This is a genomic window from Caulobacter vibrioides (genome assembly GCF_002858865.1).
Lineage (GTDB): Bacteria > Pseudomonadota > Alphaproteobacteria > Caulobacterales > Caulobacteraceae > Caulobacter > Caulobacter vibrioides.
Genome location: NZ_PJRR01000019.1, coordinates 1 through 25321, shown reverse-complemented (window position 1 = coordinate 25321; position 25321 = coordinate 1). Strand labels below are relative to the sequence as shown.

Below are 25321 nucleotides of genomic sequence, written 5' to 3'. Positions count from 1 at the left end.
CAGCGGTCGGACGTGATCGGTCAGGGCGTGTAGGATGCGCGTTGCAGCACCGCGGCGAAGAAGCCGTCCGTGCCCGCGCGATGAGGGGTCAGGCGCAGATAGCCTTCGGGGGTCACATGGGTGACGCCGTCCAGGGCGATCGGCTTGACGGTGAATTCGGGGTGGCGCTCGAGGAAGGCCGCGACGCGGTCCTCGTTCTCCTCGGTCAGCAGCGAGCAGGTCACATAGATCATGCGGCCGCCGGCCTTCACGAAGGCCGCGGCGTCTTCGAGCACGCTGTCCTGCTCGATCTGGCGCTTGGCCAGTTGGTCGGGCGACAGACGCCACTTGGCGTCCGGGTGACGACGCCAGGTGCCCGCGCCCGTGCAGGGGGCGTCGACGAAGACGACGTCGATCTTGCCTTCCAGGCCCTTCAGGGGCGTGGCCTCGATCGGCGAGCGGATCTGCAGGTTGCGAACCCCCGCCCGCTGGCCGCGACGGATGGTGTCGGCCAGACGGCGTGCATCGCTGTCATGGGCGAAGATCTGGCCGCTGTTGCCCATGGCGGCCGCCAGGGCCAGGGTCTTGCCGCCCCCGCCGGCGCAGAAGTCGAGAACCTGCTTGCCCTTCACATCGCCCGCCACGGCGGCGGCGATCTGGGAGCCCAGGTCCTGCACCTCGAACCAGCCCTTCGAGAAGGCGGGCACGGCCTCCACCGACGGCGTGCGATCGGCGGCGGCGGGCGCGGGAATGCGGAAGGCGGTCGCCAGGACGCCCGCCGGCGCAGCGTCGATCAAGGCCAGAGCCTTGGCGCAGCGCTCGACATCGGTCTTCAGAGTGTTGACCCGCAGATCGACGGGCGCGCGCTCCGAAAGCGCCCGCATCTCGGCGGCCTGGTCAGGGCCCAGGGCGCGCGCCAGGTGCGGCTCCAGCCAGTCCGGATAGTCGCCCGCCACCGGCGCCGGCGCGCTGTCGGTGGAAATCGGAGCGGTCAGACGCTCGCGCTCGACATCTGTCAGGGCGCCAAAGCCGTGCTCCTCGGCGGCGGCCTCGGCGATCCGCTCGACCGGCCACTTCCACATGAAGGCCAGGACGCCCAGCATCACGCTGCGCGCGCTGACGTCGGCCATCATCCAGCCCAGCGAACGCTTGCGGCGCAGGGCGTCCAGCACGAGCCCCGAGACGAACGCCCGGTCCTTGGACCCGGCGTATCGCGCGGTCTCGCCCCAGCGCTTCAGCGCCATCTTCACCGGAAAATGCCGCGCCTCGATCTCGGTGAGAACCTCGATCGCCGCTGAAACCCGTCCTCCGTCCCGCATCAGACCACCAGGGCCGCGAGCAGCATCAGGATCCCGACCATCGACGCCAGCCAGACCAGGCTGCGGACATAGGGCACGCCGAACGCATAGAGCGGCAGATAGGCCGCGCGCGCGGCGACATACAGCGCCGCGCCATAGACCGTCAGGTCACCCAGGCGACCGCCCAGATAGTCGATGATCACCAAGGCCACGAAGAACGGAAAGGTCTCGCGGAAATTGGCGAAGGCTCGCGTGAGCCGACCGGCCATGCCGGTCAGCTCGATCGTCTCGTCGCGGGGACCGACGTTCCACTTCAAGCCGCGCTGCGGCTGGGCGGCGGCCGACGCCCAGACCAGGTTGAAGATCCCGATGGCGACCGCCACGGCGATCATTTGCAGCTCGAAGGCCATCCGCATCGGTTAGACCGCGCTCGGATAGTTGGGCGCCTCGCGTGTGATCATCACGTCGTGGACGTGGCTTTCACGCAGGCCCGCGCCCGTGATGCGCACGAACTTGGCGCGCTTTTGCAGCTCAGGGATGGTCGGCGCGCCGAGATAGCCCATGGCCGCGCGCAGGCCGCCGACCAGCTGGTGCAGCACCGGCGAGATCGGCCCCTTGAAGGGCGTCTGGCCCTCGATGCCTTCCGGCACCAGCTTGAAGTTGTCGGTGACTTCCTTCTGGAAGTAGCGATCGGCCGAGCCGCGGGCCATGGCGCCCACGGAGCCCATGCCGCGATAGCTCTTGTACGAGCGGCCCTGGTACAGGAACACCTCGCCCGGCGCCTCTTCGGTGCCGGCGAACATCGAGCCCATCATGGCGGTCGAGGCCCCGGCGGCGATGGCCTTGGCCAGGTCGCCCGAATACTTGATGCCGCCGTCGGCGATGACGGGGATGTTGCTGTCACGGGCGGCACGGACCGCTTCCATGATCGCCGTCAGCTGCGGCACGCCCACGCCCGCGACGATGCGGGTGGTGCAGATCGAGCCGGGACCGATACCCACCTTCACCGCATCGGCGCCGGCGTCGATCAGCGCGCGCGCGGCGTCGTAGGTGGCGATGTTGCCGGCGACGATCTGAACGCGGTTGGCTTCGCGCTTCAGGCGGGTCACCGCAGCGGCGACCTGGCTGGAGTGGCCGTGCGCCGTGTCGATGACGACGACGTCGACGCCGGCGTCCACCAACGCCATCGAGCGCTCGAAACCGGCGTCGCCGACGGTCGAGGCGGCGCCGACCAGCAGGCGACCCTTGTCGTCCTTGGCGGCCAGCGGATGGGCCTGGGCCTTCTCGATGTCCTTGACCGTGATCAGGCCGACGGCGCGATAGGCCTCGTCGACGACGATCAGGCGCTCGATCTTGTGCTTGCGCAGCAGCTCGCGCGCCTCGCGGTGATCCACGCCTTCCGAGACGGTGATCAGGTTCTCGCGGGTCATCAGCTGCGAGGCCGGGACCTTGTCGTCGCCCTCGAACCGCATGTCGCGATTGGTCAGGATCCCGACCAGCTTGCCCGAACCACGCTCGACCACCGGGAAACCCGAGATCTTGCGGCGGGCCTTGATCTCGCGGATCTCGGCCAGGGTCGTGTCGGGGTGGATGGTCAGCGGATTGATGACCATGCCGCTTTCGTAGCGCTTGACCTCGCGCACCTGGTCGGCCTGCTCCTCGTTGGTGAGGTTGCGGTGCAGGACGCCCATGCCGCCGGCCTGGGCCATGGCGATGGCCAGGCGGCTTTCGGTCACCGTGTCCATGGCGGCGGACACGAGCGGAATGTTCAGACTGATTTCACGCGTGAACCGGGTCTCGGTCGTCACCTGGGTGGGCATGACGTCGGACGCTGCGGGTTCGAGCAAAACGTCGTCGAAGGTGAGCCCTTCGCGAATCTCCATCGGAGTCTCCATTTTGCGGCGCGGATATAGCCGCGAGGTCGACCGTTGTCGACCCGCCACGTCGCCGATTTGGAGATGAATCTTCCCCGGCGTCAGTCGGTGATGGCGTCCAGGCCCAGCCGCCCCAACTTGGAAAGGACCGCCAGACCGTCTCCGGCGCTGATGACCTCATCCGCCTTGGGCTTTTCGATCAAGGTCCCGTTGGCGCGTTCGATGCGCACGACCAATACGCCGCCCCGCCGTTCAAAGTCGCCGACCGTGACCCGTCGCGCGGCGAAGGAGGCCGGCGCGGTGACCAATCCAAGGTCAAGCCCTAGCTGCGCCAAGGCCTCGCTCTGCTGGGCGGCCGGCGCGCGGGCTTCTTTCAGGAAGCCGGCGAGGCGCGGATAGAGGATCATCTCGGCGATGCGCTCGGCGCCGATATGGGCCGGCATCACGACCTTGTCGGCGCCGGCCTGGACCAGCTTGCGCTCGGTCGTGGGTCGCTCGCCCCGCGCGATGATCTCGATCTTCGGATTGAGGCTGCGGGCCGACAGGGTGATGAAGACGTTGGCCGCGTCGTCCGGCAGCACGGTGGCCAGCACCTTGGCCCGCTCGACATGCATGGCGCGCAGCACGTCCTCGTCCGTGGCGTCGGCGTGCCGGCAAAGATAGCCGAGTTCCCGCGCCTCGTCGCATCGCGCCTCGTCACGCTCGACCACGACGAAGCGCTCTCCGGCGGCGGCAAGCTCGCTGGCGAGCATCAGCCCAATGCGGCCGAAGCCGCAGATGACGATGTGTCCGTCGAGTTTCTCGATGTCCCGTTCCACGCGCTTTCCGAAGAACTGTTCTAACTGAGACTGGGTCAGCGCCTGCACCAGCGCGCCGGTGACGATGATGACGCCGGTGCACCCGAACACCATCGTGGCCATCGTGACGGCGCGCAAGTCGTCGGTGTCAACCGGGCGAACCTCACCATAGCCCACCGTGAAGATGGTCAGGGTGACCATGTAGAGCGCGTCGCCGAACGACCAGCCGGCGCGCATATAGGCCAGAACCGCCATGCCCGCGACGGCGAGAACGAACGCCACGGCGAAGGCCAGGTTGCGGAAGGGCCGCGCGATCAGCCCGCCGATCACGCGCTCCCCTCGCCTCACCGTCCCTTGAATCCTGTCGCGACCAGGAAGACCTCCGAGCTGTCCTGCCGGCTGGCCTTGGGCTTGAAGTGCTGGACCTTGTCGAAGTGGCGCTTGAGCTTGCCGATGATCTCGGCCGTTTCGCCGCCCTGGAACGCCTTGGCGACGAACGCGCCGCCGGGCTTGAGAACGTCGATGGCGAACTCGGCGGCGATCTCGATCAGCCCGACGATCCGCAGGTGGTCGGTCTCGCGATGGCCCACGGTGTTGGGCGCCATGTCGGACATGACAAGATCAGGTTCGCCGTCCAGCAGCGCCAGAAGCTTCTCGGGCGCGCCGTCGGCGGTGAAGTCCATCTCCAGAAGATGGGCGGGCGCCACGGGATCGACCGGCAGGAGGTCGATCCCCGCCAGGGTCGTCACGCCGCGTTCGACGGCGATCTGCAGCCAGCCGCCTGGCGCGCAGCCCAGGTCGATGACCTTCGCGCCCTTGCGGAAGAAGTGAAACTTGTCGTCGATCTCGCTGATCTTGAACGCCGCCCGGCTGCGATAGCCCAGCGCCCGGGCCTTGGCCGAGAAAGGATCGTTGATCTGGCGTTCCAGCCAGGCCTGCTGGCTGGGGGTGCGGCCATAGGCGGTCTTCAGGCGCGCGGGCTTGCCGCGCCCGCCCTCATTGCCGCCGGCCGGCGGCTTGACCATGCGCTTGCGGGGCGGCTCTTCGTCACTCATGCGGCTTCAGACTTCTTGGAGGCGCCGCCGCGACGACGCCGACGAGGGCGCCGTTGCTGATCGGACATCAGGGACAACAACAGCCCCTCTCTAAGCCCTCGATCGGCCACACGCACGCGCGAACATGGCCAGAGCTCCTGCACGGCCTGAAGGATCGCCGCGCCGGCCAATACGAGATCCGCACGATCGGCTCCGATGCAGGGCTCAGCCGCGCGTTCCGGCGAGGTCAAGGCCAGCAAGCGATCCGCCGCCGCGTCACAGTCCGTCCGGTTCATCCAGAGTCCGTCGACCACGTTACGGTCATAGCGCGCCAGGCCCAGATGCAGGCCCGCGAGGCTGGTGATGGCGCCGGACGTCCCGACCAGATGCGCCCTGCCCTCCGCGAAGACCTTCCGCATCGGCTCAGCGTGCGGGAAGGTCTCGATCCGGGCCTTCACGTCATCGACCATGGCTCGGAACCAGACGGGATTGGCCTGCTCGCCCTCCGGAAAGCGCTCGGCCAGGGTCACAACACCGACGGGGATCGACAGCCAGGCCTTGATCGGCAGCTTCCAGGCCGCGAACTGACGGGGCTTGGCGTCGAGGCCGCCGCCCTTCAGGTCCACCCAGGACAGCTCCGTCGAGCCGCCGCCGACATCGACGACCAACGCCGCGTCCTGCTGGCGATCAAAAAGGCTCATACACCCGGCGACGGATAGCTGGGCCTCCTCGCGCGGGCTGATGATCTGCAGCTTCAGCCCCGTTTCCTCGTGCACCCGTCGCACGAAGTCAGGGCCGTTGGTCGCGCCGCGACAGGCCTGGGTCGCCACCGCCTTGACGCGGATCGCCTTGCGGCGACGGATCTTCTCGGCGCAGACCTTCAGCGCCGCCAGCGAGCGCTCCATGGCGGCGTCCGACAGCTGGCCGCTCTGCGACAGCCCCTCGCCCAGACGCACGATGCGGGAATAGGCCTCGACCACGCGGAATCCGCGCGGGCTCGGCGTGGCCACCAAAAGGCGGCAGTTGTTGGTCCCCAGATCAAGCGCCGCATAGCACGACGTCTCTTCCGGCGACCGCCGGCGCCGCCCACTCGGCGCGCCGGGCGCGCGCGGCGCCTCCGACATGGTCCTAACCACCTGTCTCGCAGGCGCCGCGAACAGTTGCGACGCCTCATTTCGAGTCGACCATAGCATGTGACTCGCCCGTCGGAAGGCGCCGCCTTGATATCCGTGTCCCGGCATTTACGTTCAGGAATCAGTCAGGTGCGGCTGTTATTCTGAGCGCCATGAATTCTCGTCTCGCCAAATTCGCGATCGGACAGGTCGTCAGGCACCGGATCTTCCCCTTCAGAGGGGTGGTGTTCGACGTCGATCCGGTTTTCGCCAACACCGAGGAATGGTGGCAGTCCATCCCGGAGGATATCCGGCCGACCAAGGACCAGCCCTTCTATCATCTGTTGGCCGAGAACGAGGACAACAGCTACGTGGCCTATGTGTCCGAACAGAACCTGCTGCCCGACGACAGCGGCGAGCCTATCGGGCATCCGCAGACAGCGGTGATCTTCGAGTCGTTCGATCACGGGCTCTACAAGCTGCGCCCGCGAATCTCGCACTGAGCCGGACGATCAGCAGTTTGCAGGCCAGGGCGAGCGCGCCCAATGCGCCTCGCCCTGGCGATTCGGCATCTCATTGCAAACTTTGCGCATTGAGAACAACGTTTCTCCGCTCATCCGGCCGTTAAGCGCAAATTCCGAACAGCAATTGCCAAATCCGGGGCGTAGCGTCGTCCCATGAGCGGAGATGGCCTGAGCAACGGACCGCCCCCCGGCGCGCGTCCCGACTGGACGATCGATCAGGGCTGGGAAACCTACACCCAGGCCGAGCATGACGTCTGGATCACCCTGTACGAGCGGCAGACCGACATGCTGCATGGTCGCGCGTGCGACGAGTTCCTGCGGGGGCTGGACGCGCTGGACCTGCACCGCTCGGGCATTCCGGACTTCGCCCGCATCAACGAAGAGCTCAAGCGCCTGACGGGCTGGACCGTGGTGGCGGTGCCGGGCCTCGTGCCCGACGACGTCTTCTTCGATCACCTCGCCAATCGCCGCTTTCCCGCCGGCCAGTTCATCCGCAAGCCGCATGAGCTGGACTACCTGCAGGAACCCGACATCTTCCACGATGTGTTCGGCCATGTGCCGATGCTGACCGACCCGGTCTTCGCAGACTACATGCAGGCCTATGGCGAAGGCGGCCGCCGCGCCCTGGGCCTGGGTCGCCTGGCCAATCTCGCGCGGCTCTACTGGTACACGGTGGAGTTCGGCCTGATGAACACCCCCGCAGGCCTTCGGATCTATGGCGCGGGCATCGTGTCTTCGCGCACCGAGTCGATCTTCGCCCTTGATGATCCCTCCCCCAACCGGATCGGTTTCGATCTGGAGCGCGTGATGCGCACGCTCTACCGGATCGACGACTTCCAGCAGGTCTATTTCGTGATCGACTCGATCCAGACCCTGCAGGAGGTGACCCTTCGCGACTTCGGCGCGATCTACGAGCGGCTGGCCAGCGTCAGCGACATCGGCGTCGCCGAGATCGTTCCCGGCGACGCCGTACTGACACGCGGCACCCAGGCCTACGCCACGGCCGGCGGTCGGTTGGCCGGCGCGGCGGCGGGCTGACCCTTCAGTCCGAATAGGGCCCTCACGCCCGGGATGCGCCGCACAATCTCGTAGGTCGCAAAGCACCCGGCGAAGGTCGCCGCCACCAGGATCGCGCCTTCCAGGGCTTGCGGCAGGCCCAGCTTGGCGAGGTTGTGCGCCGTCACGACGATTAGGGTCTGGTGCACGATGTAGAACGAGAAGACGCCCAGCGTCAGATAACGCAGCACGGGCCCGCCCTTGTCCGACAGATGCTTGGCGCCGAACCCCAGGATGGCGGCGATGGCGCACCACTGGTCGGTGGCGTAGACGCATCGCATGACGATCCGCAGCGCCTCCGGCGGGTTGGCGTCATCGGCGCGATAGATCCAGGCGTAGCTCGCCCAGCCGGCCCAACAGAGAACGGCGAGCGTCAGCGCGGTCCATCGGGCCTCGATCAGCCTCGCCTTCAACACGTCGGATTTGGCCAGCCCAAAGCCGAGCAGGAACGCTGCGAACGAGACGGCGTGGTTGTACCAGTCCTCCACGAGATCGTGCGTGATCTCGAAGCGCGGCAGAAGGAAGATCCGCGTCGCCGCCAGGAAGACAATGGGCCAAATCAGAAGCCCAGAGCCCTTGAGCAAACGCTCCAGGCCGCCCTGCAGCCGGTCGCCCAGCTTGGGCAGGACCAGCAGCATCAGGGCCAGGACCAGGGAATAGACCAGCAGGTACGCGACGAACCACATGTGGTTCCAGGTCGGGGTGATCAGGCACTCTCCCTGATCGCACCAGTTGCCTGATGCGGTCGCGTATTTCCGCCAGAACACGCCATAGCTATCGACCGCGACCGGCGCGCCGGGGTTAGCGGCGACGTGCTCGACGATCTCGTAGTAACTCTGCGGCGGCACGATCACAAACATGGCGAACAGCAACGGCGGCAGCAGCCGCGCGATGCGCGACGTCGTCAGCCGCCCCACCGAAGTCCTGTCGGCCATGAACCGCGTCGCCGCGCCCGAGACCAAGAACAACAGGGTCAGGCGCCAAGGGTTGGTCAATTGCATCAGAGGCTCGAGGGCCTCAACTGGATGCGGCGTCTTCACGTGCCAATCCCACGGCACATAGAACATTCCGGTATGGTAGAGGATCAGCAGGAAGAACGCGCCGACCCGAATCCAGTCGAGGTCATGGCGCCGGTCGAGGCTTGTCACACGGGTCATGGGGGCGTCCGACTTGAGAAGCGATGCCAAGGACCTGCCGCGCGGCCCCGCCTCAGGCCAAGTCCAAGGGGATCAGCGGATATTGGCTGGGACGTCCGGAATGGGTTTGGGGACCAACGGCGGCTTTTTGGGGATGACCGGCCAGGAGCGCCAATGGCTGCTTCGTGCCTGGCTCTTCGGCGTATGCCTGATCAGCTGCATCTGCCTCGTCAACATCCTGACGATCCAACATGACTCGCCGGATCTGGGGCCTATCCGCCCCGTCATCTGGGAAGTCAGCAGCGCGCTGGTCACCATGGTGATCTTCACGATCCCTGCGGCGATGGCGGTCTGGACCAGCCGCTGGCGCCCCCGTTGGTGGATCGCCGCCCCCGCGCACCTCGCGGCGCTTCTCGCCTACTCAGCGCTCCACGTCGCGGGGTTCCTGGTCCTTCGCGAGTGGGCGCACGCCGCCCTTCTGAACGAGGCCTACAACTACGGTCCGCTTTCGACCGAGTTTCCCTATGAGTTCCGCAAGGATTTCCTAGCCTATCTGATCGCCTCGGGAATTTTCTGGCTGGCGCTGCAACGCGGCGGCCAGACGGCCGACGCTATGGGACCAGCGCGCCCCGCGACCTTCGACATTCAGGACGGCGCGCGGCTGATCCGCGTGGCGGTGGACAAGATCATCGCCGTGCGCTCGGCAGGGAACTATGTCGAGTTCATCCTCGCCGACGAGCGACGCCCGTTGATGCGATCTTCGTTGACGGCCATGCAGAACGCGCTCGCGCCCCAGGGCTTTGTCCGCACGCACAAGTCCTGGCTGGTGAACAAGGCGCTGGTCACGGGACTGAGGCCCGAAGGCTCGGGCGATTACACGATCGAGCTCGGCGCACTGGAAGCGCCCTTGTCGCGGCGCTTCCCCAAGGCCCTGGCGGCGCTACGCGAACCCGCCTAACCGACCGGACGAAGCAACAGGCCCATCAGGATGTCGTCCTCGAAGCGGCCGTCGGGCAAGCGACCTCGCGCGACCTGACGGCCCTCATGGCGAAAGCCCAGCCGCTCGTAGAGGCGAACCGCGCCGGGATTGCCGGCGCCGGCCGCCAGCTCGATCCGCACGATCTCGGGTTCCGCCGACCGCGCCCAGGCGATCAGCGACTCGAACAGCCTCGAGCCGACGCCGCGTCCCTGATGGTCAGGATGGACCGCCACGGTGAGACCGCCGAGCACGTGGGCGAACAGCGCGATCGTCTCGCGCTTCGCATGGATCTCGCCGCAAACGGTTCCGTCCGCGTCGACCGCAACCAGGCAGACATCGGCGGCGATCGCCGCTTCGGCAAAGGCCGTCGTCACCTCCTCGGGCGTGCGGGCCAAGGCGCCGGGCGTCACAGCTGCGGAGCGATGCACAGCAACGATCGCGTCGCGATCGGCGACCGTGGCGCGACGAACCGTGATGCTCATGCCGTTCTCTGGAAGGGGTAGAAGTCATCGCCCAATCCCAGAATCTGGGTCAGCGCGTCAAGCGCCTCGCGGCTCTCGGTCAAGAGCCTCGGATCGGCCAGATCCGCCGGCGAAAGACGATCGCGATAGCGGCGCGTGATCCAGTCGGCCAGGGTGTCCTGAAGTGCGGGCGTAAAGCGTTGCGCGGGGTTCGCCGCCGCCAGTTCGGCATCGGTCAGCACGACGCGGAGGCGCAGGCAGGCGGGCCCGCCGCCATTGCGCATGCTTTGGCGGACGTCGACGTACTCGACCCGGCCGATGGGGCCGTTCGAGGTCGCGAGGCTCTCGGCCACGGCGTAGGCGCGGGGATTGTCCCGCGTCTCGACGGGCGCCAACAACACCAGCCGGTCCTCGCCCGGCACGACCAGCAGCTGCGAATTGAACAGATAGCTGGCCACCAGATCAGCCATCGGCAGATCGGCCTCCGTCACCTCGACGAAGGCCGGCTCGAACAGGCCGCTCGCCGCCGCCCGGACCTCGCGCGCCATCGTGGCGCGATCCTCGAAGGCTCGCTCGTGGAAGAACAGACACTCACGCGTCCCAACGCAGACGACGTCATTGTGGAAGGCGCCGCCCTCGATCGCCGTCTTGCCCTGCTGCGGAAACACCGCGCGCGCCGCACCGTGGCGACGTTGGATCGCCTCGAACGCTTCCTTGGTCTGGCGGGCGGGGAACCGGCCGTCCCAGTGGCTCCAGGCCTCACGTCCCCAGACGAACAGGTTCACCCCCGGCGCGCCATGCTCGGCGCAGAGGCGCACATGGTTGGCCGCGCCCTCGTCGGCGAAATGCGGCTGGGCGGGCAAGGGATCGTGGACGGCAAACCGCGTCTCGTCGGCGAATAGCCGTCGAAGCGACCGCGCCGTCTGACGGCCCTCCAGGCTGCGATGCAGGTTGGTCAGAAGGTTGGCGGGCGTGAAATGCACGCGACCATCGGCGGCGTCGGCGCTGGGGGTGACCGTCGCGGCGTTCGCGGCCCACATCGGCGAGGCTGAACAGGCGGCGGCGGCCAGGGCCGGCGCATCGCGCCAAGCCGACGTCAGAACGATCTCATCTGGACCGGAAAAACCCAGCTGCCTCAAGAGGCTTATGGCTGGTCTCTCATGCGGCGGCAGTACGAACTGCGGCAGCCCCAGATCGGCCAGCCGGCGCATCTTGGCGAGCCCTTCCAGCGCAGCGCCGCGCGGATTGGAGACCTCGCCGGCGTTGCGCGTGCTGGCCAGATTGCCGGGCGAGAGACCGACATACGAGTGCGTCGGCCCGACCAGGCCGTCGCAGTTCGCCTCGAACGCTAAGATCACGCCTTCAAGCCCTTGATATCCTTCAAGGTATCAACGACCATTGAAGCCTCGAAACTCGCGACAGGATAGGCGCAGTAGTCTGCGGCGTAATAGGCGCTCGGGCGATGGTTGCCTGAGGCGCCGAGGCCTCCGAACGGCATAGAGCCGGCCGCGCCGGTGGTCGGTCGGTTCCAGTTGACCACGCCGGCGCGGATACGGCTCAGGAACTTATCCCAAAGCTCTGATTCATTGGAGATAAGTCCCGCAGAGAGCCCGTAGCGCGTCGCGTTCGCCGCCGCGAGCGCCTCGTCGAAACTCGAGACCCGCCGCACCTGCAGCAGCGGCGCGAACAGTTCCTCGTCGGGTGTCTCGAGACCCGTCAGGTCGACAATGCCGGGCTTCAGAAACGCGTCGCCCAGACCCGCGACGCCGTCCAAGGCGAGGATGGTCTTTCCCGGCGTCGCCGAGGCCACCTCACGCGCGGCCTTGGCGGCGCGGCCGGAGATCAGCGGTCCCATGAAGGGCTCGTTCTCAGCGTTCCAGGCGCCGATTACCAGCCGCTCCGCCAGCGCGACCGTCGCCTCGATGATCGCCGCGCCCGAGGCGTCATCGGGCACGATCAGCCGCCGCGCGCACGAGCATCGCTGCCCGGTGGTGATGAAGGCCGACTGTACGATGAGGGCCGCCACGGCCTCCGGCGCATCGTCGGCGTTCCAGACCACCAGCGGGTTGTTGCCGCCCAGTTCCAAGGCCAGGATCACGTCCGGACGATCGGCGAAGTAGCGACGGAAGTAGGTCCCAGCCGCGGCCGAGCCCGTGAACAACAGGCCGTCGATGTCCTGGGCGATCAGCGCCTGTCCGGTCTCGCGCCCGCCCTGGACGAGATTGACCACGCCGGCCGGCGCGCCGGCGGCCTCCAGGGCCTCGACCATCAGCTGGCCCGCCAGCGGCGTCTCTTCCGAAGGCTTGAACACCACCGTATCGCCCGCCAACAGCGCCGGGACGATGTGGCCGTTAGGCAGGTGTCCCGGGAAGTTGAACGGTCCCAGCACGGCCATGACGCCATGCGCGCGATGGCGCAGGACGGCGCGTCCGAACGGCATGGCGTTCTCGGTGACGCCGGTGCGCTCGTCATAGGCCCGGATCGACAGATCGACCTTGCCCGCCATCGAGGCGAGCTCAGCCCTGGTCTCCCAGAGGGCCTTGCCGGTCTCGCGGCTCAAGGCCTCAGCGTAGGGCGCAGCGCGCTCGACCAGGATGTCCTTGTAGCGCCGCAGGATCGCGATCCGCTCCTCACGCGGGCGATCGGCCCAGGCGGGAAAGGCCTTACGAGCGGCCGCCACCGCGTCCGCCACATCAACCGGGGTGGCCGTGGCGGCGCTCCAGACGTCCTCGCCCGTGGCCGGATCGGTGGAGCTCAGGCCTGCGCCTTGGCCCGCGCGCCACTTGCCATCGATGAACAGTCCGCCGCTCATGCCTTCACCCGCACCACTTCGCCTTCGCCTACGCCCAGGGCGTCCATTGCATCGCGTCCCAGGATCGCCGTCTCGCCGTCGATCAACACCGGCGCCCGCACGGCGCGGAAGCGCGAAACCTCGCCCGTGGAGATCAGCGCCTCTTCGCCATAGGCGTCTTCGCCCGCCTTGACCCGCAGCCGTCTGGCGTCACGCACGGTACGGATGTCATCTCGGGGACAGGCCACCGTTGGCCCCGCATCGAAGAGGTCGACGAGTCCCTGATACCGGAAGCCCTCGCGCTCCAGCATCGCCCGCGCGGCTTCACCGTCGCGGTGGACACGACCGATCACGTCGCGAGCCTCCTCGGGCAGAAGCTCGGTATAGATCGGGTGGCGCGGCGCCAGGTCCAGGATGAACTGGCCATCGGTCGACGCGCTCATCAGATCCGCCTGATCGAAGTCCAGCCGGAAGAACTTGTGCGAGACGTGCTCCCAGAAGGGGCATCGGCCGTCCTCGTCGAACCAGCCGCGCAGTTCGGCCAGAACCATCTCGGCGAAGCGCTGCGGCTCGATACCGATCAGCATGTAGCGCGATTGCGCCAGCAGCCGCCCGGCTCCGCCCTTGCGCTTCTCGGGGCGCAGGAACAGCGAGCCGACTTCGGACCAACCCGCGCACTCGTTCACCAGCACCAGCGCCTTGTGGTCGAAGCGCATTTCCAGGGTCGGCGATGACTGAGCCAGGGTCACGACCCGGAAGGAGAAGAACGGGCGCTTGAGGCCCACGCCCGCCTTGACGCCCGCGACGCCCTCGACCGTGCCGGTTTCCAGGTCCTCCAGCATCAGGGTGTACCAGGCCTCGGGCGGCGCAACGCCCGCCTGGAAGCTGGCTTCGGACAGGGCGAGGCGCGAGCGCAGCGTGGGTTCGTCTTCGGGAAGACTGGTGAAGCCGCGCCCAGACAGAACGGCCAGCTCCATCAGGGCCTCAAAATCGGCGGAACCGGCGGGACGGACGACTAGCATTCACGCATTCTCCATGGCCGCGCGGATCGCTCTGGCGTCGATCTCCCCGCTGGCCAGCTTCATCAGGATGCTCGCCGAGAGCTGAGCGCGCTCGACGAAGCTTTCGGGCCAGGCATGCTCGGCCTCGCTATGGATATCGCCGCCACGCACGCCCAGCGTATCGACATTGGGAAGCCCGGACGCGAATAGGTTGTTGCCTTCGCAGACCCCCCCCGACGGCTTCCAGGTGATGTCCTGGCCCAGCAGCGCCCCGACAGCCTTCACCGCGCCGAACAGCTGCTGCTGCGCGGCGTTGAAGGGCTTGGCGCCGCGCGTGATCAGGCCGTGCAGGTGGGCGTGGAGGTCGGGGTCGACTTCGCTCACAATCCGCGCGACCTCGGCCTCGAACCAGACAGCGGCAGCGGCCTCCGGGAACCGGACATTGAAACGGACGACGGCGACGTCGGGAACCATGTTCAGCGGCGCGCCGCCATCGATCCGCGCGACGTTCACCGTAAGACCGTCGCGCAAACCATTCAAAGCGTGGAGCTTCTCGGCGATACGCGCCGCGCCGACGATCGCGTTTCGTCCCGCCGCGAAATCGCGTCCGGCATGGGCCGCGCGCCCGTGGATGACGATGTGGAAATTGCCCGACCCCTTGCGCGCGGCCGCCAGGGCGCCGTCCGCCAGCGCGGGTTCATAGGTCAGACCGACATGTCCCTGACGCGCGAACTCAGACAGGATCGGACCTGATGCGATCGACCCGATCTCCTCGTCCGGCGACAGCAGGACCCGGTAGCCGACATTGCCGGCGTGCGGATGCGTCTCGAACGCCGCCAGAGCCGCCAGCATCACCGAGATGCCGCCCTTCATGTCGGCGATGCCCGGACCGTGCAGCGCGCCGTCCGAGCGGGTGCTCACGGCCTGGAACGGGCTATTCTCGGGATAGACGGTGTCGTAGTGACCCGTGAGGATCACCTGGACGGGCGCTTCCGGCCGGACGATCACGGCGACCGACGGCGGATGCGGGAACTCAGCCTCGCGACCGTTGGCGTCGATCTCGCGCGATGGGGTCAGCGGAATCTCAAGCGGCGCGGCCGGCAGGCCGGCGGCGGCGTCCAGCAGAATCTGCCTCTGGCGCTCCAGCCCCTCAAGATTTCGACTTCCCGAGTTTATGGCGCACCAATCGACCGCCCGGTCGACGATCCGGCCACCATCCTGCGCGATCCGATCCAGAACGCTGCGATCTTCTGACGTGAGATGCATGAAAGGCCGTTCCTCCCTCAGTCAAGATAACCAAGGGCCGCGGGCAAATCGTGCTAACCTCGAGCGAGGTAACCGGGGGCCCACGCAACAGCCTTGCTTGCTTAATAGTCCTTTCGCCAGCGAACGGAAAGCTTTGCGTCGTTCTGACCGCCGATACGGGACACCAGCGACAGAGTCCGACGAATCCGCCACTCGACCTGCGCAGCAGGACCGTCACGGCCGCCGCCGATGATTTCAACATAGACATCGTCGGTGACGTACTTGCCGCCGGCGACCGTCATGCCGGTCGCGCCCTCCGCAAAGGCCAGACGATCCAGGCGGGCGAAGCTGCGAAGGTTGCCGATAACGTCAAAGCCGCCACCGCCCGCCAGCGCCGCCACCGCCGAGGCCAGTTGCGCCGCCTCGATCGGCGACAACTGTGCGGCCGATGCGCCGAACAGCACCTGGCTGAGCACTTCGTCGCTGGGCAGTTCCGGCTTGGACGTCAGGGTGATCTCCGGTTTGGCCGCCGTCCCTAGGATACGAACGACCGCCGTCAGCGCCGTGTCCTCACGGGTTGCCGACAGATCGAGCCGCACCTGGTCGAGCTGGGTCGAAAGATAGACCATACCGTCGTCGTCGAACTCGAACCGCTTGCCGGCGAAGTCATACTCGCCGCGCACCATCCGCGCGACGCCGCTCAGTTGCGGAGCCAGCGAGGTGCCCCCGACGTGAGCGTCCAGCGAAAGCTCGACGTCCAGACCCCGACCGCGAACGAAGATGCGTCGCGGCGCCTTGAGGTCGAGATCGAGGATCATCCCGCCCGTCGTGGGACGCCGCTGCAGGCCCTGATCCAGATCGACGGGACGATTGCGTTCGACCACATCCATCGCCACCACGCCGGCAGGCGTCTTGGTCTGCGCCGAAACGTCGGCGCGATCGAGGGTCACCGCGCCGGTCAGCTTGATCTTGCCGTCGGCCGAGCGATTGACGCTGGCCTGGCCGGTCGCCACCGCCGAGGCCAGATCGTTGTCGATCAGCCGGAAGCTCTTCATGTCGAGCTTGAAATTGCCCTCGCCGCCCCGCGACAGGCTGATCCGCCCCGCCCCCGAGATCGAACCGCCCTGCCCGTCCTCACCGATGGCCTGGCTGACATCGATGGCGTTGTCGGCCAACGCCGACCGCAGCGTCACATTGCGCAATCTCAGGCCCGACTGACCGTCGTCGAAGCCGCCGCCGTCAAGCGTGGCCTGGCCGATCAGGCGCGGGTCCGCCAGCGTGCCACCAAGGCTAGCCTGCAGGTTGATGCGTCCCGACAGGGAGCGCTCGGGCCCCAGCAACAAGTCCCACAGCGGCTTGATCTCGCCTTGTGCGGAAAAGCGTCCCTGGACGCCGCGACGCCTGTTCACCGCCAGACGAAGCGGCATGGCCGAGGCCTCCACCGGAAGCACCAGATTGGCCTCGGCCTTCAGGCCCTGGCGGTTGTCGCCGTCGGCGATAATCATCAGTTGGCTGTCGCTCAGCGTGCCCTGGATCTTGGCGTCCAGCGACTGCTCGATCTTGGCGCCGCGCTCGCGCGCATGGGACAGCCGCATCGCGAAATCGCCCGTGAGCACATCGCCCTGGCCCTGCAGGTTGAAGGCGCCGTCGATGTCGCCGTCGAGGTCAGGGTCGAAGGCGGTGAGGGTCACGCCGGCCAATTCGGCCTTCAGCATCGCGGTCGCGCCGCCCAGATCGGCGTCAATGTCGGCTCGCCCCTTGTCGACGGCCAATCGCAGGCGCGCTTGCATGGGCCCGTCGCCAAACCGGATCCGCGCGGCGTCGCGCGTCTTGAGTTCTGTCCGACCAACGCGCCCCGACGCATTCAGCGTCAGGTCGTAGATCTTTCCCGTCTGCGCCAGGTCACCCGCGCCGCTGAGACGCCAAAGCCCGCCGGGCGCCTCGCCGCGCGCGTCGATCGAGAGCGGCAGGCGCGAAAGCGGCCCATCCGCCTTGATGCGTGCGGACCGCACCTTCCATGAGCCGGTGGCGACGCCTTCGGCGACCAGATCCAGCGTGGCGCTCGGCGCGCCGCCGCCCGGTGCGTCGACCAGACGCGCCGATCCCTTGACCGTCCCCTGTGGCAGGAAAGCGCCTGGACCGACGGCGACCTGCAGGTCCGCCGTCGCCGGCGCCCCGTCGCGCAATGAGACCGCCCCCTGCGCCTTGGCGCCGCCGGCGTCGACATCGACATCGGTCAGCTCGATCCCGCCCGGCGAGAACCGGAACGATGCGCGCCCACGGGCCGGGCCGTGTTGGCTATCAGCCTGCAACGCAGCCGCGCCATCCGTCCCGTTGGGGCCGCTCGCGAAGGTCAGCGTCAATCGCGCCTTGGACAGCGGCAGCCGGGGCAGCTCGATCGTGTCGAACGCGGCCTGGAGATCCGCTCGCGGCGCAGAGAGGGTTCCACCGACCCGTCCATCGCCGGCCGCCTGGCCCGCGACCTCGACCGGGCCGGCGCGGAACGGACCGGTCGCGGTCCAATCCACTCCGAAATCCAGCGCCAAGCCTTGTCCAAGCTTGCCAGACGTCTTCAGCGCCGCGTTGGCGCCGTCCAGCCTGGCCTCGTCGACCGTCAGCACGCCGGCGTTCCAGTTCGCCTTGCCGGCCAGGCGCGGCGTCAGGCCCAGAAGCCGATCCACCTCGGCGTAACCCGTGCCGAAATTGGCGGCTCTTCCATCGACGGTGAAGCTCCACGGCCTGCCCGCGAAGCTGGAAGCCGACCATTTGGCGCTCACCGAACCCTTGGCGCCCTGACGCACCGGCGCCAGGCTGGCGACCTTCATCTCCCCATCGAACGACAGGCCGCCGAGCAGCCCCCGGCCGCCTTTCCCGGTCACGATCAGGTTCGGCGCCTCGATCCGCGCGGCCGTGATCAGGAACCGGCCGCCCTTTACCCGTCCGCCCTCGAAGGTCGCCTTCGGGCTGGAGCCCAGAACCGCCAACAGGCCGGTCCCGCCGCCGCCCGCCGTCGTCGCCGCGCCCTCGATCGCGAGATTGCCCTTGGACCAACTGACCTTCGCCGGCCCCGTGGCCCGCTTGAGCCGATAGCCGAGCAGTTCCAGATCGCTGACATCCGTGCGCCCTTCGACGACGAAACCGCCATCGATCAGCCGGAAAGCGCCCTGCGCCTCGCCGCGGCCCATCTTCGGGATCGTCACGATCCGGCTCAGAGCGCCGACCTGCGCGGTGAAGGCGATGCCGTCCGGGCCGGTGCGCCGCTTGCCCAGGTCCGCCAGGCCCTGGCCACGCAGAACCAGATTCTCGGAATTCAGGCTGATCTTCAATGCTGACAGACCATCGGCGGTGGCCTTGCGCCCCTCGATGGTGAAGTCCGCGCCGGGACCGAACATGCGGGCCAGGCGCTGGGTCAATCTGGAGGCTTCAAGGTCGACACGGCCGCGCGCCGAGCCGCCTTGTTCGGCCCAGGCGCCGCGCGCCTCGAGCGGGATTTCACGTCCCGAGCGCGCAACCACATCGAACGCCGCGCGGCTGGTGGTGCCCTCCGCCTTGGCCTTCAGATCGAAGGTCCTGTCGGCGGGAAGTCCTAGCGCGCCCGCGATGGCGCCGCCGTTCGCCTCCGTCGCGTCGGCGACAAGGCGCAGCGATTTCGACCGCCCAAGATCAAAGTCGAGATCCAGATGGTCGCCGATATGGAGCCGCGACGCCACGGCGATCCGCCCCTTCTGCCCCCCGCGCCGCGCCATTTCGTAGGCGCCGTCGACGTCGAAGTCGCCCTCGGCGCCGCTGAAGGCGGGGCGCGTCAACAGACGAAACTTGACGTTGTCCAGGTCCACCGAAACAGGCGGGGCGCCAGACTTCCCCTTCGGCCCCATGGTCGGCCGACGGTGGACGGTGACATCGCGTGCGGTGATCTGCTCGGCATAAAAGCGTCGCCCGAACAGCGCGGTCGCGCGCCAGGCGACGCGCAGGTCGCGGGCCTCAAGCCAGACCCCCTTCTCGTCGGAGATCGTCAAACGACGAACGCCAAAGTCCTGCCAGATGTCGCCGGACAGCCCTTCAATGTGCAGCTTGCCAATCCGACCGAGCTTCAGTCCCGAAGCGCGCGCTTCCAGGAACATGCGGCCTTGCGGCGTGATCGGCGCTAACCGCAGCCCTCCCGCCATGACCAGCAGAAGCGCGGCCAGAACACCAACCACGACCAGCGCCACGCCGCCCCAGCCGATTTTCCGGACGACCTTCCCCGCCGTTTCGCCCGCCGCCTCGGCGGCTTGCGAGACCGTATCGGTCAGATCAGGCTTGTCCTGGTCGCGGCTCAAAAGCTTTGCCCGATGCTGAGATAGATCTGGAACTTCGGGTCGCCCTTGCGCCGTCCCAGCGGCGCGGCGATGTCGGCCCGGATCGGTCCAAAGCCCAGATCGTAACGGACGCCAAGGCCGGCGCCAGCGCGGAAGTCCTCGCGCTGGGGGGTTTCATGGGTCCCGATGGCGCCCGCATCGACGAAGGCGACGCCGCTCCAGCGATCGGTGATCTTCTGGCGCACCTCAAACGAGGTCTCGACCAGTGAAATACCCCCTTGCGGCGTGTTGTCCGACAAGCGCGGGCCGATCGCCTGATAGGCGTAGCCTCGCACCGAACCGCCGCCGCCGGAGAAGAAGCGCCGGGACGCCGGAACATCGAGAAGCCCGGCGCCCAAGATCGCGCCCAGCTTGACGCGCGCCGCCAGCACAGTGCTGTCCTGCTTGCCAAACGGCAGATAGGCCGAGCCTTGGCCAGCCAGCTTCAAGTACGGGACCGAGGTGTCGCCGGCCACATAAGTCGGTTCGGCGCGGGTCTCCAGGCGCCACCCCCGTTTGGGATCGAGGATATCGTCCGAGAAATCCCAGGCGTAGGCGGCCAGACCCGCCAGGGTCGCGAGATTCAGCTTCCGCCCGGCGATCAAGCCGTTGCGATTGACCTGCTCCTTGGTCTGCGAGAGGTCGAATGAGACCCCGAAGGTGCGATACGCCGTCGTCTGGCGTCGGCGGGTCAAATCGACGCCGACCGTGGCCCCGGTTTCGTTGTAGGCGTCGGTGTCGTTGCGGAAGACCGAGCTGTTCAGCTTCAAGGTCTGCTGCGGTCGCCGCCAGTGCGGCAGTGAGATTTCTGCGCCAAGCCGTTGTTCCAGCTTGGCGAACCGCAGCGCATATGTCGTCGTGTCGGCGCGCTTCTGGCGGTTATAGCGGATCCAGCGCGCATCGACGCCGGCGCCTTCGCTGGTCGAATAGCCTGCGCCCAGTTCGATCGTGCGCGCCCGCCTGTCGGACAGGGTGACGACCACCGGCCGATAGCCCTCGGCCGAGGCCTTGTCGGTCCCCGCGAGCGAAACCGAGATCGAGTCATAAACGGCGGTGTCGCGCAGCCGGCGCTCCAGCTCGGCGACATCTTCCGGATCATAGACGTCACCGGCCACCCAGGGCGCGAGACGGCCGACCCATTCGGGATTGGTGCGCCCCTTGGTGACGACATCAACGCCGTTCAGACGCACCAGCTCTCCCGCCATGATCCTGAAGGTCGGCCGAACCGTGCGGTCAGCATGGTCGACCACAACTTCGCGCGGCTCGGCCGCGACGTCGGCGTAGCCGAGCTTGGCCACCTGGGCGACGATCCGGCCCTCGGCGCCGACCACGTCGGCGGAGCGCCCAGGCTCGCCTTCGGTCAGCCGCATCGCCGCAACGGCGCGCTGACGAACGCCTTCATCCGGCGGCGAACCCGACCAGTCGATGTGGGGATCGGCCAGCAGGAAAGCCGGTCCCGGCGTGATCCTCACGATGGCGCGCGGCGGATCGCCTTCGGTCACATCCGGCTCGACGGTGTAGGCGTAGTAGCCCTCCGCGCGCAGGACGGCGATCGCATCCTCACCGGCTTGACGGGCCCGGCGGCGCGCCTCGGAACGGCTGCGCGGCGGCTGTTTGGAATCGGACAGGGCGCGCTGGATGGCGTCGCGAAGGGCTCGGTCCTCGACACCCTGGATCTGGGCCATCGGCTCGTCGGCCCATGCGGCCGAGGCCGAGAGCCAGGTCACCGCCGCCAAAGCCAGGGTAGTCCGCCCAAGCACCAAATCACGTTCCCCGCGCGAAGCGCCCCCGCCCCTGCTGTAGTCGCGGGCTGGGCTCGTGTCACGTTCGGAATGGCGGCCGCCTCCGTCACGAGCGCTTCTCAAAGCAGCCGAATGGCGCCCAAATGATAGGCAGTCGTGCGCAATCGCTTAGCGGATGTCGAATCCGGGAAGCAGGACCGCGTGGAGGCCCTAGAGTCGGGACGGCGCATGCCTCTGGGGCGCGCCCAAGATCGAAGACAAGCGGATAGAAGCGTGGCGGCGAAGACCCAGACCCTAGCGGACACTCCGACCCTGCCGATGACGGAGGCGGCCTACCTGCCGGGCGTCGCCTACGACGAGATGTTCACGCCCGAGGGCGAGGTTCGCCAGCACTACGATCCGCTGCACGGCCGGATGTCGACGCTAGGCGCCGAGGAACTGGCTGCGCGACAAAGGACGCTCGAGCGCTCTTTCCTCCTCCAGGGTATCACCTTCACGGTCTACGGCGCCGAGAACACCACCGAACGGATCATTCCCACCGACCTGTTTCCCCGGATCATCCCGGCGTCGGAATGGGCGCGGATCGAAGCTGGCCTGACCCAGAGACTACGGGCGCTGAACCTCTTCCTGGCCGATATCTACGGCGATCAGCAGATCCTGATGGATGGCGTGGTTCCGCGAGAGCTTGTGCTGGGCGCGCCCTCCTATCGCCGCGAAATGCAGCACCTCTATGTGCCGCACAAGGCCTACGCCAATGTCTGCGGCAGCGACCTGATCCGCTGCCAGGACGGCCAGTTCGCCGTGCTGGAGGATAACCTCCGCGTTCCGTCCGGCGTGTCGTACATGCTGGCCAATCGTGACGCGGCCAAGCGCACCTTCCCCGGCACCTATCGCGCCGCGGGCGTTCGGCCGGTCGAGCGCTACCCCGACCTGCTGCTTTCGACCCTGAAGAGCATGGCCGCCGATTGGCGCGCCGATCCGCAGGTCGTGGTGCTGACGCCGGGCGTCTACAACAGCGCCTATTACGAACACGCCTACCTGGCGCGTCTGATGGGCGTCCCCCTGGTCGAGGGGCGCGACCTCGTGGTGCACGAGAACATGGTCTACATGCGCACCACCACCGGCCTGCGCAGGATCGACGTGATCTATCGCCGGGTGGACGATGACTTCATCGACCCGCTCACCTTCCGGCGCGACAGCTCGCTGGGCGCGGCGGGCCTGTTCAACGCCTATCGCGCCGGCAATGTGGTGATCTGCAATGCGCCCGGCACCGGCGTGGCCGACGACAAGGCGGTCTATGCCTACGTCCCCGACATCATCCGCTACTATCTGGGCGAGGACGCGATCCTGCCCAACATCGAGACCTATCTCTGCCGGGAGCCGCGTCAGCTCAGCCACGTGCTGGCCAATCTCGACAAGCTGGTGGTCAAGGCTGTCGGCGCTTCGGGCGGCTACGGCATGCTGGTCGGGCCGCACGCCAGCCAGAAGGAGCGCGATGATTTCGCCCTGGCGATCAAGGCTGATCCCGAGAACTACATCGCCCAGCCGACCATCCAGCTCTCGACCGCGCCTTGCCTGGTGGACGGCCGCATCGAGCCGCGCCACGTCGACCTGCGTCCCTTCATCCTCTCAGGCGAAAAGACCATCGTCACCCCCGGCGCGTTGACCCGTGTCGCGCTCAAGCGCGGCTCCCTCGTGGTCAATTCCAGCCAGGGCGGCGGCTCCAAGGACACCTGGGTGCTCGCCGACGACGCGCCTTCCAACGGAAACGGTCACGGGAGCGCCCGTCCATGATGCTCGCCCGTGTCGCCGACAGCCTCTATTGGCTGGGCCGCTATATCGAACGCGCCGAGCACCTCTCGCGCCTGTCCTCGGTGATGCTGAACGCCACGCTCGACCAGACCGACGCCGGCGCCCAGGCTGTGTGGATCGCCATGGCCGCCGTCGGCGCTCCTGAAGACGGCGCGGGTGTCGGGTCGTTCGAGGCGGCCCACGCGCTGGTGCTGGATCGCAGCGACCCCAACTCCGTCGTGTCCTCGCTGGCGCGCGCGCGCGAGAACGCCCGTCAGGTCCGCGATCAGATTACGACCGAGACCTGGGAACGCCTGAATCTGCTGTATCTCAAGGTCACCGATCCGAACGCGACCAAGGATTTCGCCGCAGGATCAGACATCTTCCTGCACGACGTGATCGCCGACCTGCACCTTTTCAAGGGCGCAGCCGACACCACCATGAGCCATGGCGAAAGCTGGCGGTTCATGATGCTGGGCATCTATATGGAACGCGCCCAGCTGGTCTCGCGCCTGCTGGAAGTCTGTTTCGCGGAGTCGCCCACCCACGGCCGCCTTGGCGACCACGTGGCCCTGGTCAGCGTGCTGCGCATGGCCTGCGCGCTGGAACCCTATCTTCGCGTCTACACCGCCGAGATCGAGCCGCGCCACATCCTGGAGTTCCTGGTCTTCGACGAGGATTTCCCGCGGTCGATCCGGTTCGCGACGGCGCAGATCGAACAGCATCTCAGCGCCATGGCGCGCAGCGTCTCGGCCAACGAGCGCGCGGGCCCAGAGCGCCTGGCCGGCCGCCTCAAGGCGCGACTGCAGTTTGCCGATGTCGACGAGCTGGAAGCCGTCGGCGCGGGTCCCCTGCTGACCACCGTCGTCAACGAATGCGCCAGAATCCACGAAGCCATCTACGAGACCTTCGTGGCCTACCCTCTTGAAACGCGTCTGCCCGCTTAGGATCCAAGACCGTGCTGCTCGAAATCCGACACGTCACCCAGTACCACTACGAGCGTCCCGTCCGCGAAAGCCTGATGGAGCTGTGGATGCAGCCCCAGAAGACCGCCCGGCAACGCCTGGTCAGTTTCGAGCTGGACCTGAACCCTGCGGCGCAGGTGTTCTCCTACGCCGACAGCTTCGGCAACGCGGTCTATCATTTCGACGTGCCGCAGCCGCACGACAACCTGACGATCATCGCGCGCTCGGCGGTCGAGACCGAGTCGCCCGGTGAGCGTCCCGACCAGCTCGACATGGGCGAGTGGGATCGTCTGCGCAGCGAATTCGTCCGGGGCGAATGCTTCGACTTCCTGCGGCCCCACGGGTTCGTCAGGACGACTGAAGCGCTGCAGACCTTCATCAACGAACACGACCTCGACGCCCTCAAGCGCCGGGATCCGCTGACCGCCGTCCGGAGCCTGTCGGAAACGATCTACGGCGCGTTTGAGTACCAGCCCGGCGTTACCGACGCCGACAGCCCGATCGACCTGACGCTCAGCGCCGGACGCGGGGTCTGCCAGGACTTCGCGCACATCATGCTGGCCGTCTGCCGTGGCTGGGGCGTTCCGGCCCGTTATGTCTCCGGCTACCTTTTCACCGACCGTGACGCGGGCGATCGCTCCGACCCTGACGCGACCCACGCCTGGGTCGAGGTGTTCCTGCCCAGCCTGCGCTGGGTCGGCTTTGATCCCACCAACAACATGATGGCGGGCGAACGCCATGTCGCCGTCGCCGTGGGTCGAGACTATGCGGACGTCACGCCCTCGCGCGGGGTCTACAAGGGCGACGCGGAAAGCCAGTTGGCCGTCGGCGTGTCGGTGCGCCGCGCCCGCGCCGCGCTGGCCGAACCGGAATTCCTGAGAATGGCCCGCCCCAGCTTTGCCGGCGGTCGTCGCCGTCACGACACGGCGCTGCGCGAAGAGCTGCATCAACAACAGCAGCAACAGCAGTAGCCGCCTCCGGAGTCCTGGCGGATCCAGCCAACTCAATCAGATCAACAAAAAGAACTTTATTTCAGCAGCTTAGAGCGTCATTCTGATCGAAAGACGCTCTAGGCGGCGTGGACACTTATCGCAGCCACAAGGCAATAGCGGCGAGGGTGACGACGGCGAGATAGTTGCGAGCGGTCTTTTCGAAGCGGGTTGCAACGCGCCGGAACTGCTTGAGCTTTGAGAAGCAGC

At 67.4% G+C, this 25321-nt stretch carries 20 protein-coding genes and 1 pseudogene; 6 read left to right on the top strand and 15 right to left on the bottom strand.

Features of this window, described 5'->3' with window-relative positions; translation table 11 throughout:
- Nucleotides 1-20: 20 nt before the first annotated feature.
- From CVUC_RS14350 to CVUC_RS14325, 6 genes are all read right to left on the bottom strand, one after another.
- Nucleotides 21-1298 (bottom strand): RsmB/NOP family class I SAM-dependent RNA methyltransferase, encoded by a 1278-nt coding sequence (locus CVUC_RS14350; RefSeq protein WP_096033213.1) that lies wholly within the window; start codon nt 1296-1298, stop codon nt 21-23.
- Nucleotides 1298-1693 carry an MAPEG family protein gene (locus CVUC_RS14345; RefSeq protein ID WP_096033212.1) on the bottom strand — a complete coding sequence of 132 codons (396 nt, stop codon included), beginning with the start codon at nt 1691-1693 and terminating at the stop codon, nt 1298-1300. The genes CVUC_RS14350 and CVUC_RS14345 overlap by 1 nt, the downstream gene beginning before the upstream one ends.
- 3 nt (nt 1694-1696) lie before the next feature.
- Nucleotides 1697-3160 (bottom strand): IMP dehydrogenase, encoded by a 1464-nt coding sequence (gene guaB / locus CVUC_RS14340; RefSeq protein WP_096033211.1) that lies wholly within the window; start codon nt 3158-3160, stop codon nt 1697-1699.
- A 92-nt stretch (nt 3161-3252) separates the two neighbouring features.
- Complete coding sequence (locus CVUC_RS14335; RefSeq protein WP_096033210.1) at nt 3253-4296, bottom strand: potassium channel family protein; 1044 nt, start codon at nt 4294-4296, stop codon at nt 3253-3255.
- Nucleotides 4293-5003: an RlmE family RNA methyltransferase gene (locus CVUC_RS14330; RefSeq protein WP_096033209.1), complete on the bottom strand. Its 711-nt coding sequence runs from the start codon at nt 5001-5003 to the stop codon at nt 4293-4295. Before CVUC_RS14330 ends, CVUC_RS14335 begins: the two co-directional genes overlap by 4 nt.
- Nucleotides 5000-6106: a Ppx/GppA phosphatase family protein gene (locus tag CVUC_RS14325; RefSeq protein WP_024265726.1), complete on the bottom strand. Its 1107-nt coding sequence runs from the start codon at nt 6104-6106 to the stop codon at nt 5000-5002. Before CVUC_RS14325 ends, CVUC_RS14330 begins: the two co-directional genes overlap by 4 nt.
- Nucleotides 6107-6267: 161 nt before the next feature.
- Between CVUC_RS14325 and hspQ the strand changes: the two genes are divergently transcribed.
- Together hspQ and phhA are read left to right on the top strand one after the other, a co-directional pair.
- On the top strand, nt 6268-6597 hold the full coding sequence (gene hspQ, locus CVUC_RS14320; protein WP_010919487.1) for a heat shock protein HspQ: 330 nt from the start codon (nt 6268-6270) through the stop codon (nt 6595-6597).
- 174 nt (nt 6598-6771) lie between these two features.
- Nucleotides 6772-7656, top strand: coding sequence for a phenylalanine 4-monooxygenase (gene phhA / locus CVUC_RS14315; RefSeq protein WP_096033208.1), 885 nt, complete (start codon nt 6772-6774; stop codon nt 7654-7656).
- Here the strand turns inward: phhA and CVUC_RS14310 are convergent.
- Nucleotides 7611-8831 (bottom strand): acyltransferase family protein, encoded by a 1221-nt coding sequence (locus CVUC_RS14310; RefSeq protein WP_096033207.1) that lies wholly within the window; start codon nt 8829-8831, stop codon nt 7611-7613. The two genes, phhA and CVUC_RS14310, sit on opposite strands and share 46 nt — an antisense overlap.
- Here CVUC_RS14310 and CVUC_RS14305 point away from each other — a divergent pair.
- Nucleotides 8830-9768 (top strand): LytTR family DNA-binding domain-containing protein, encoded by a 939-nt coding sequence (locus tag CVUC_RS14305; protein WP_096033206.1) that lies wholly within the window; start codon nt 8830-8832, stop codon nt 9766-9768. The two genes, CVUC_RS14310 and CVUC_RS14305, sit on opposite strands and share 2 nt — an antisense overlap.
- Here CVUC_RS14305 and CVUC_RS14300 read toward each other — a convergent pair.
- From CVUC_RS14300 to CVUC_RS14270, 7 genes are all read right to left on the bottom strand, one after another.
- A complete protein-coding gene (locus CVUC_RS14300) occupies nt 9765-10271 on the bottom strand; it encodes a GNAT family N-acetyltransferase (RefSeq protein WP_010919483.1) in 507 nt (168 codons plus the stop codon). The two genes, CVUC_RS14305 and CVUC_RS14300, sit on opposite strands and share 4 nt — an antisense overlap.
- Nucleotides 10268-11608: an N-succinylarginine dihydrolase gene (astB, locus tag CVUC_RS14295; protein ID WP_096033205.1), complete on the bottom strand. Its 1341-nt coding sequence runs from the start codon at nt 11606-11608 to the stop codon at nt 10268-10270. Before astB ends, CVUC_RS14300 begins: the two co-directional genes overlap by 4 nt.
- Nucleotides 11605-13062, bottom strand: a complete 1458-nt coding sequence (gene astD / locus CVUC_RS14290; protein ID WP_096033204.1) for a succinylglutamate-semialdehyde dehydrogenase — start codon at nt 13060-13062, stop codon at nt 11605-11607. The genes astB and astD overlap by 4 nt, the downstream gene beginning before the upstream one ends.
- Nucleotides 13059-14063, bottom strand: a complete 1005-nt coding sequence (locus CVUC_RS14285) for an arginine N-succinyltransferase (RefSeq protein ID WP_096033203.1) — start codon at nt 14061-14063, stop codon at nt 13059-13061. The genes astD and CVUC_RS14285 overlap by 4 nt, the downstream gene beginning before the upstream one ends.
- Nucleotides 14064-15308, bottom strand: coding sequence for a hydrolase (locus CVUC_RS14280; RefSeq protein ID WP_096033202.1), 1245 nt, complete (start codon nt 15306-15308; stop codon nt 14064-14066).
- 101 nt (nt 15309-15409) lie between these two features.
- A complete protein-coding gene (locus CVUC_RS14275; protein WP_164468272.1) occupies nt 15410-19579 on the bottom strand; it encodes a translocation/assembly module TamB domain-containing protein in 4170 nt (1389 codons plus the stop codon).
- A gap of 23 nt (nt 19580-19602) precedes the next feature.
- Nucleotides 19603-21387, bottom strand: a complete 1785-nt coding sequence (locus CVUC_RS14270; protein ID WP_012640285.1) for an autotransporter assembly complex protein TamA — start codon at nt 21385-21387, stop codon at nt 19603-19605.
- 252 nt (nt 21388-21639) lie between these two features.
- On the opposite strand from CVUC_RS14270, the gene CVUC_RS14265 reads away from it, so the two are divergent.
- Genes CVUC_RS14265 through CVUC_RS14255 form a run of 3 tightly spaced genes read left to right on the top strand, consistent with a single transcriptional unit; the run spans nt 21640 to nt 25093 of the window.
- The gene (locus CVUC_RS14265; RefSeq protein WP_024265725.1) at nt 21640-23160 is read left to right on the top strand and encodes a circularly permuted type 2 ATP-grasp protein; all 1521 of its coding nucleotides are present in this window, start codon (nt 21640-21642) and stop codon (nt 23158-23160) included.
- Nucleotides 23157-24104 (top strand): alpha-E domain-containing protein, encoded by a 948-nt coding sequence (locus CVUC_RS14260; RefSeq protein WP_010919475.1) that lies wholly within the window; start codon nt 23157-23159, stop codon nt 24102-24104. Before CVUC_RS14265 ends, CVUC_RS14260 begins: the two co-directional genes overlap by 4 nt.
- A gap of 11 nt (nt 24105-24115) precedes the next feature.
- A complete protein-coding gene (locus CVUC_RS14255; protein WP_010919474.1) occupies nt 24116-25093 on the top strand; it encodes a transglutaminase family protein in 978 nt (325 codons plus the stop codon).
- A gap of 115 nt (nt 25094-25208) precedes the next feature.
- On the opposite strand, the pseudogene CVUC_RS14250 reads toward CVUC_RS14255, so the two are convergent.
- Nucleotides 25209-25321, bottom strand: a pseudogene (locus CVUC_RS14250) (IS5/IS1182 family transposase); the annotation flags it as partial.

Excerpts from the sequence above, each read along its gene's own strand:
- phhA (WP_096033208.1), top strand. The coding sequence starts at position 6,772 with ATGAGCGGAGATGGCCTGAGCAACGGACCGCCCCCCGGCGCGCGTCCC.
- CVUC_RS14345 (WP_096033212.1), bottom strand. The coding sequence starts at position 1,693 with ATGCGGATGGCCTTCGAGCTGCAAATGATCGCCGTGGCGGTCGCCATC.
- CVUC_RS14260 (WP_010919475.1), top strand. The coding sequence starts at position 23,157 with ATGATGCTCGCCCGTGTCGCCGACAGCCTCTATTGGCTGGGCCGCTAT.
- CVUC_RS14285 (WP_096033203.1), bottom strand. The coding sequence starts at position 14,063 with ATGCTAGTCGTCCGTCCCGCCGGTTCCGCCGATTTTGAGGCCCTGATG.
- CVUC_RS14305 (WP_096033206.1), top strand. The coding sequence starts at position 8,830 with ATGGGGGCGTCCGACTTGAGAAGCGATGCCAAGGACCTGCCGCGCGGC.
- CVUC_RS14330 (WP_096033209.1), bottom strand. The coding sequence starts at position 5,003 with ATGAGTGACGAAGAGCCGCCCCGCAAGCGCATGGTCAAGCCGCCGGCC.
- astD (WP_096033204.1), bottom strand. The coding sequence starts at position 13,062 with ATGAGCGGCGGACTGTTCATCGATGGCAAGTGGCGCGCGGGCCAAGGC.
- CVUC_RS14280 (WP_096033202.1), bottom strand. The coding sequence starts at position 15,308 with ATGCATCTCACGTCAGAAGATCGCAGCGTTCTGGATCGGATCGCGCAG.
- CVUC_RS14350 (WP_096033213.1), bottom strand. The coding sequence starts at position 1,298 with ATGCGGGACGGAGGACGGGTTTCAGCGGCGATCGAGGTTCTCACCGAG.
- CVUC_RS14300 (WP_010919483.1), bottom strand. The coding sequence starts at position 10,271 with ATGAGCATCACGGTTCGTCGCGCCACGGTCGCCGATCGCGACGCGATC.
- hspQ (WP_010919487.1), top strand. The coding sequence starts at position 6,268 with ATGAATTCTCGTCTCGCCAAATTCGCGATCGGACAGGTCGTCAGGCAC.
- guaB (WP_096033211.1), bottom strand. The coding sequence starts at position 3,160 with ATGGAGATTCGCGAAGGGCTCACCTTCGACGACGTTTTGCTCGAACCC.
- CVUC_RS14325 (WP_024265726.1), bottom strand. The coding sequence starts at position 6,106 with ATGTCGGAGGCGCCGCGCGCGCCCGGCGCGCCGAGTGGGCGGCGCCGG.
- CVUC_RS14310 (WP_096033207.1), bottom strand. The coding sequence starts at position 8,831 with ATGACCCGTGTGACAAGCCTCGACCGGCGCCATGACCTCGACTGGATT.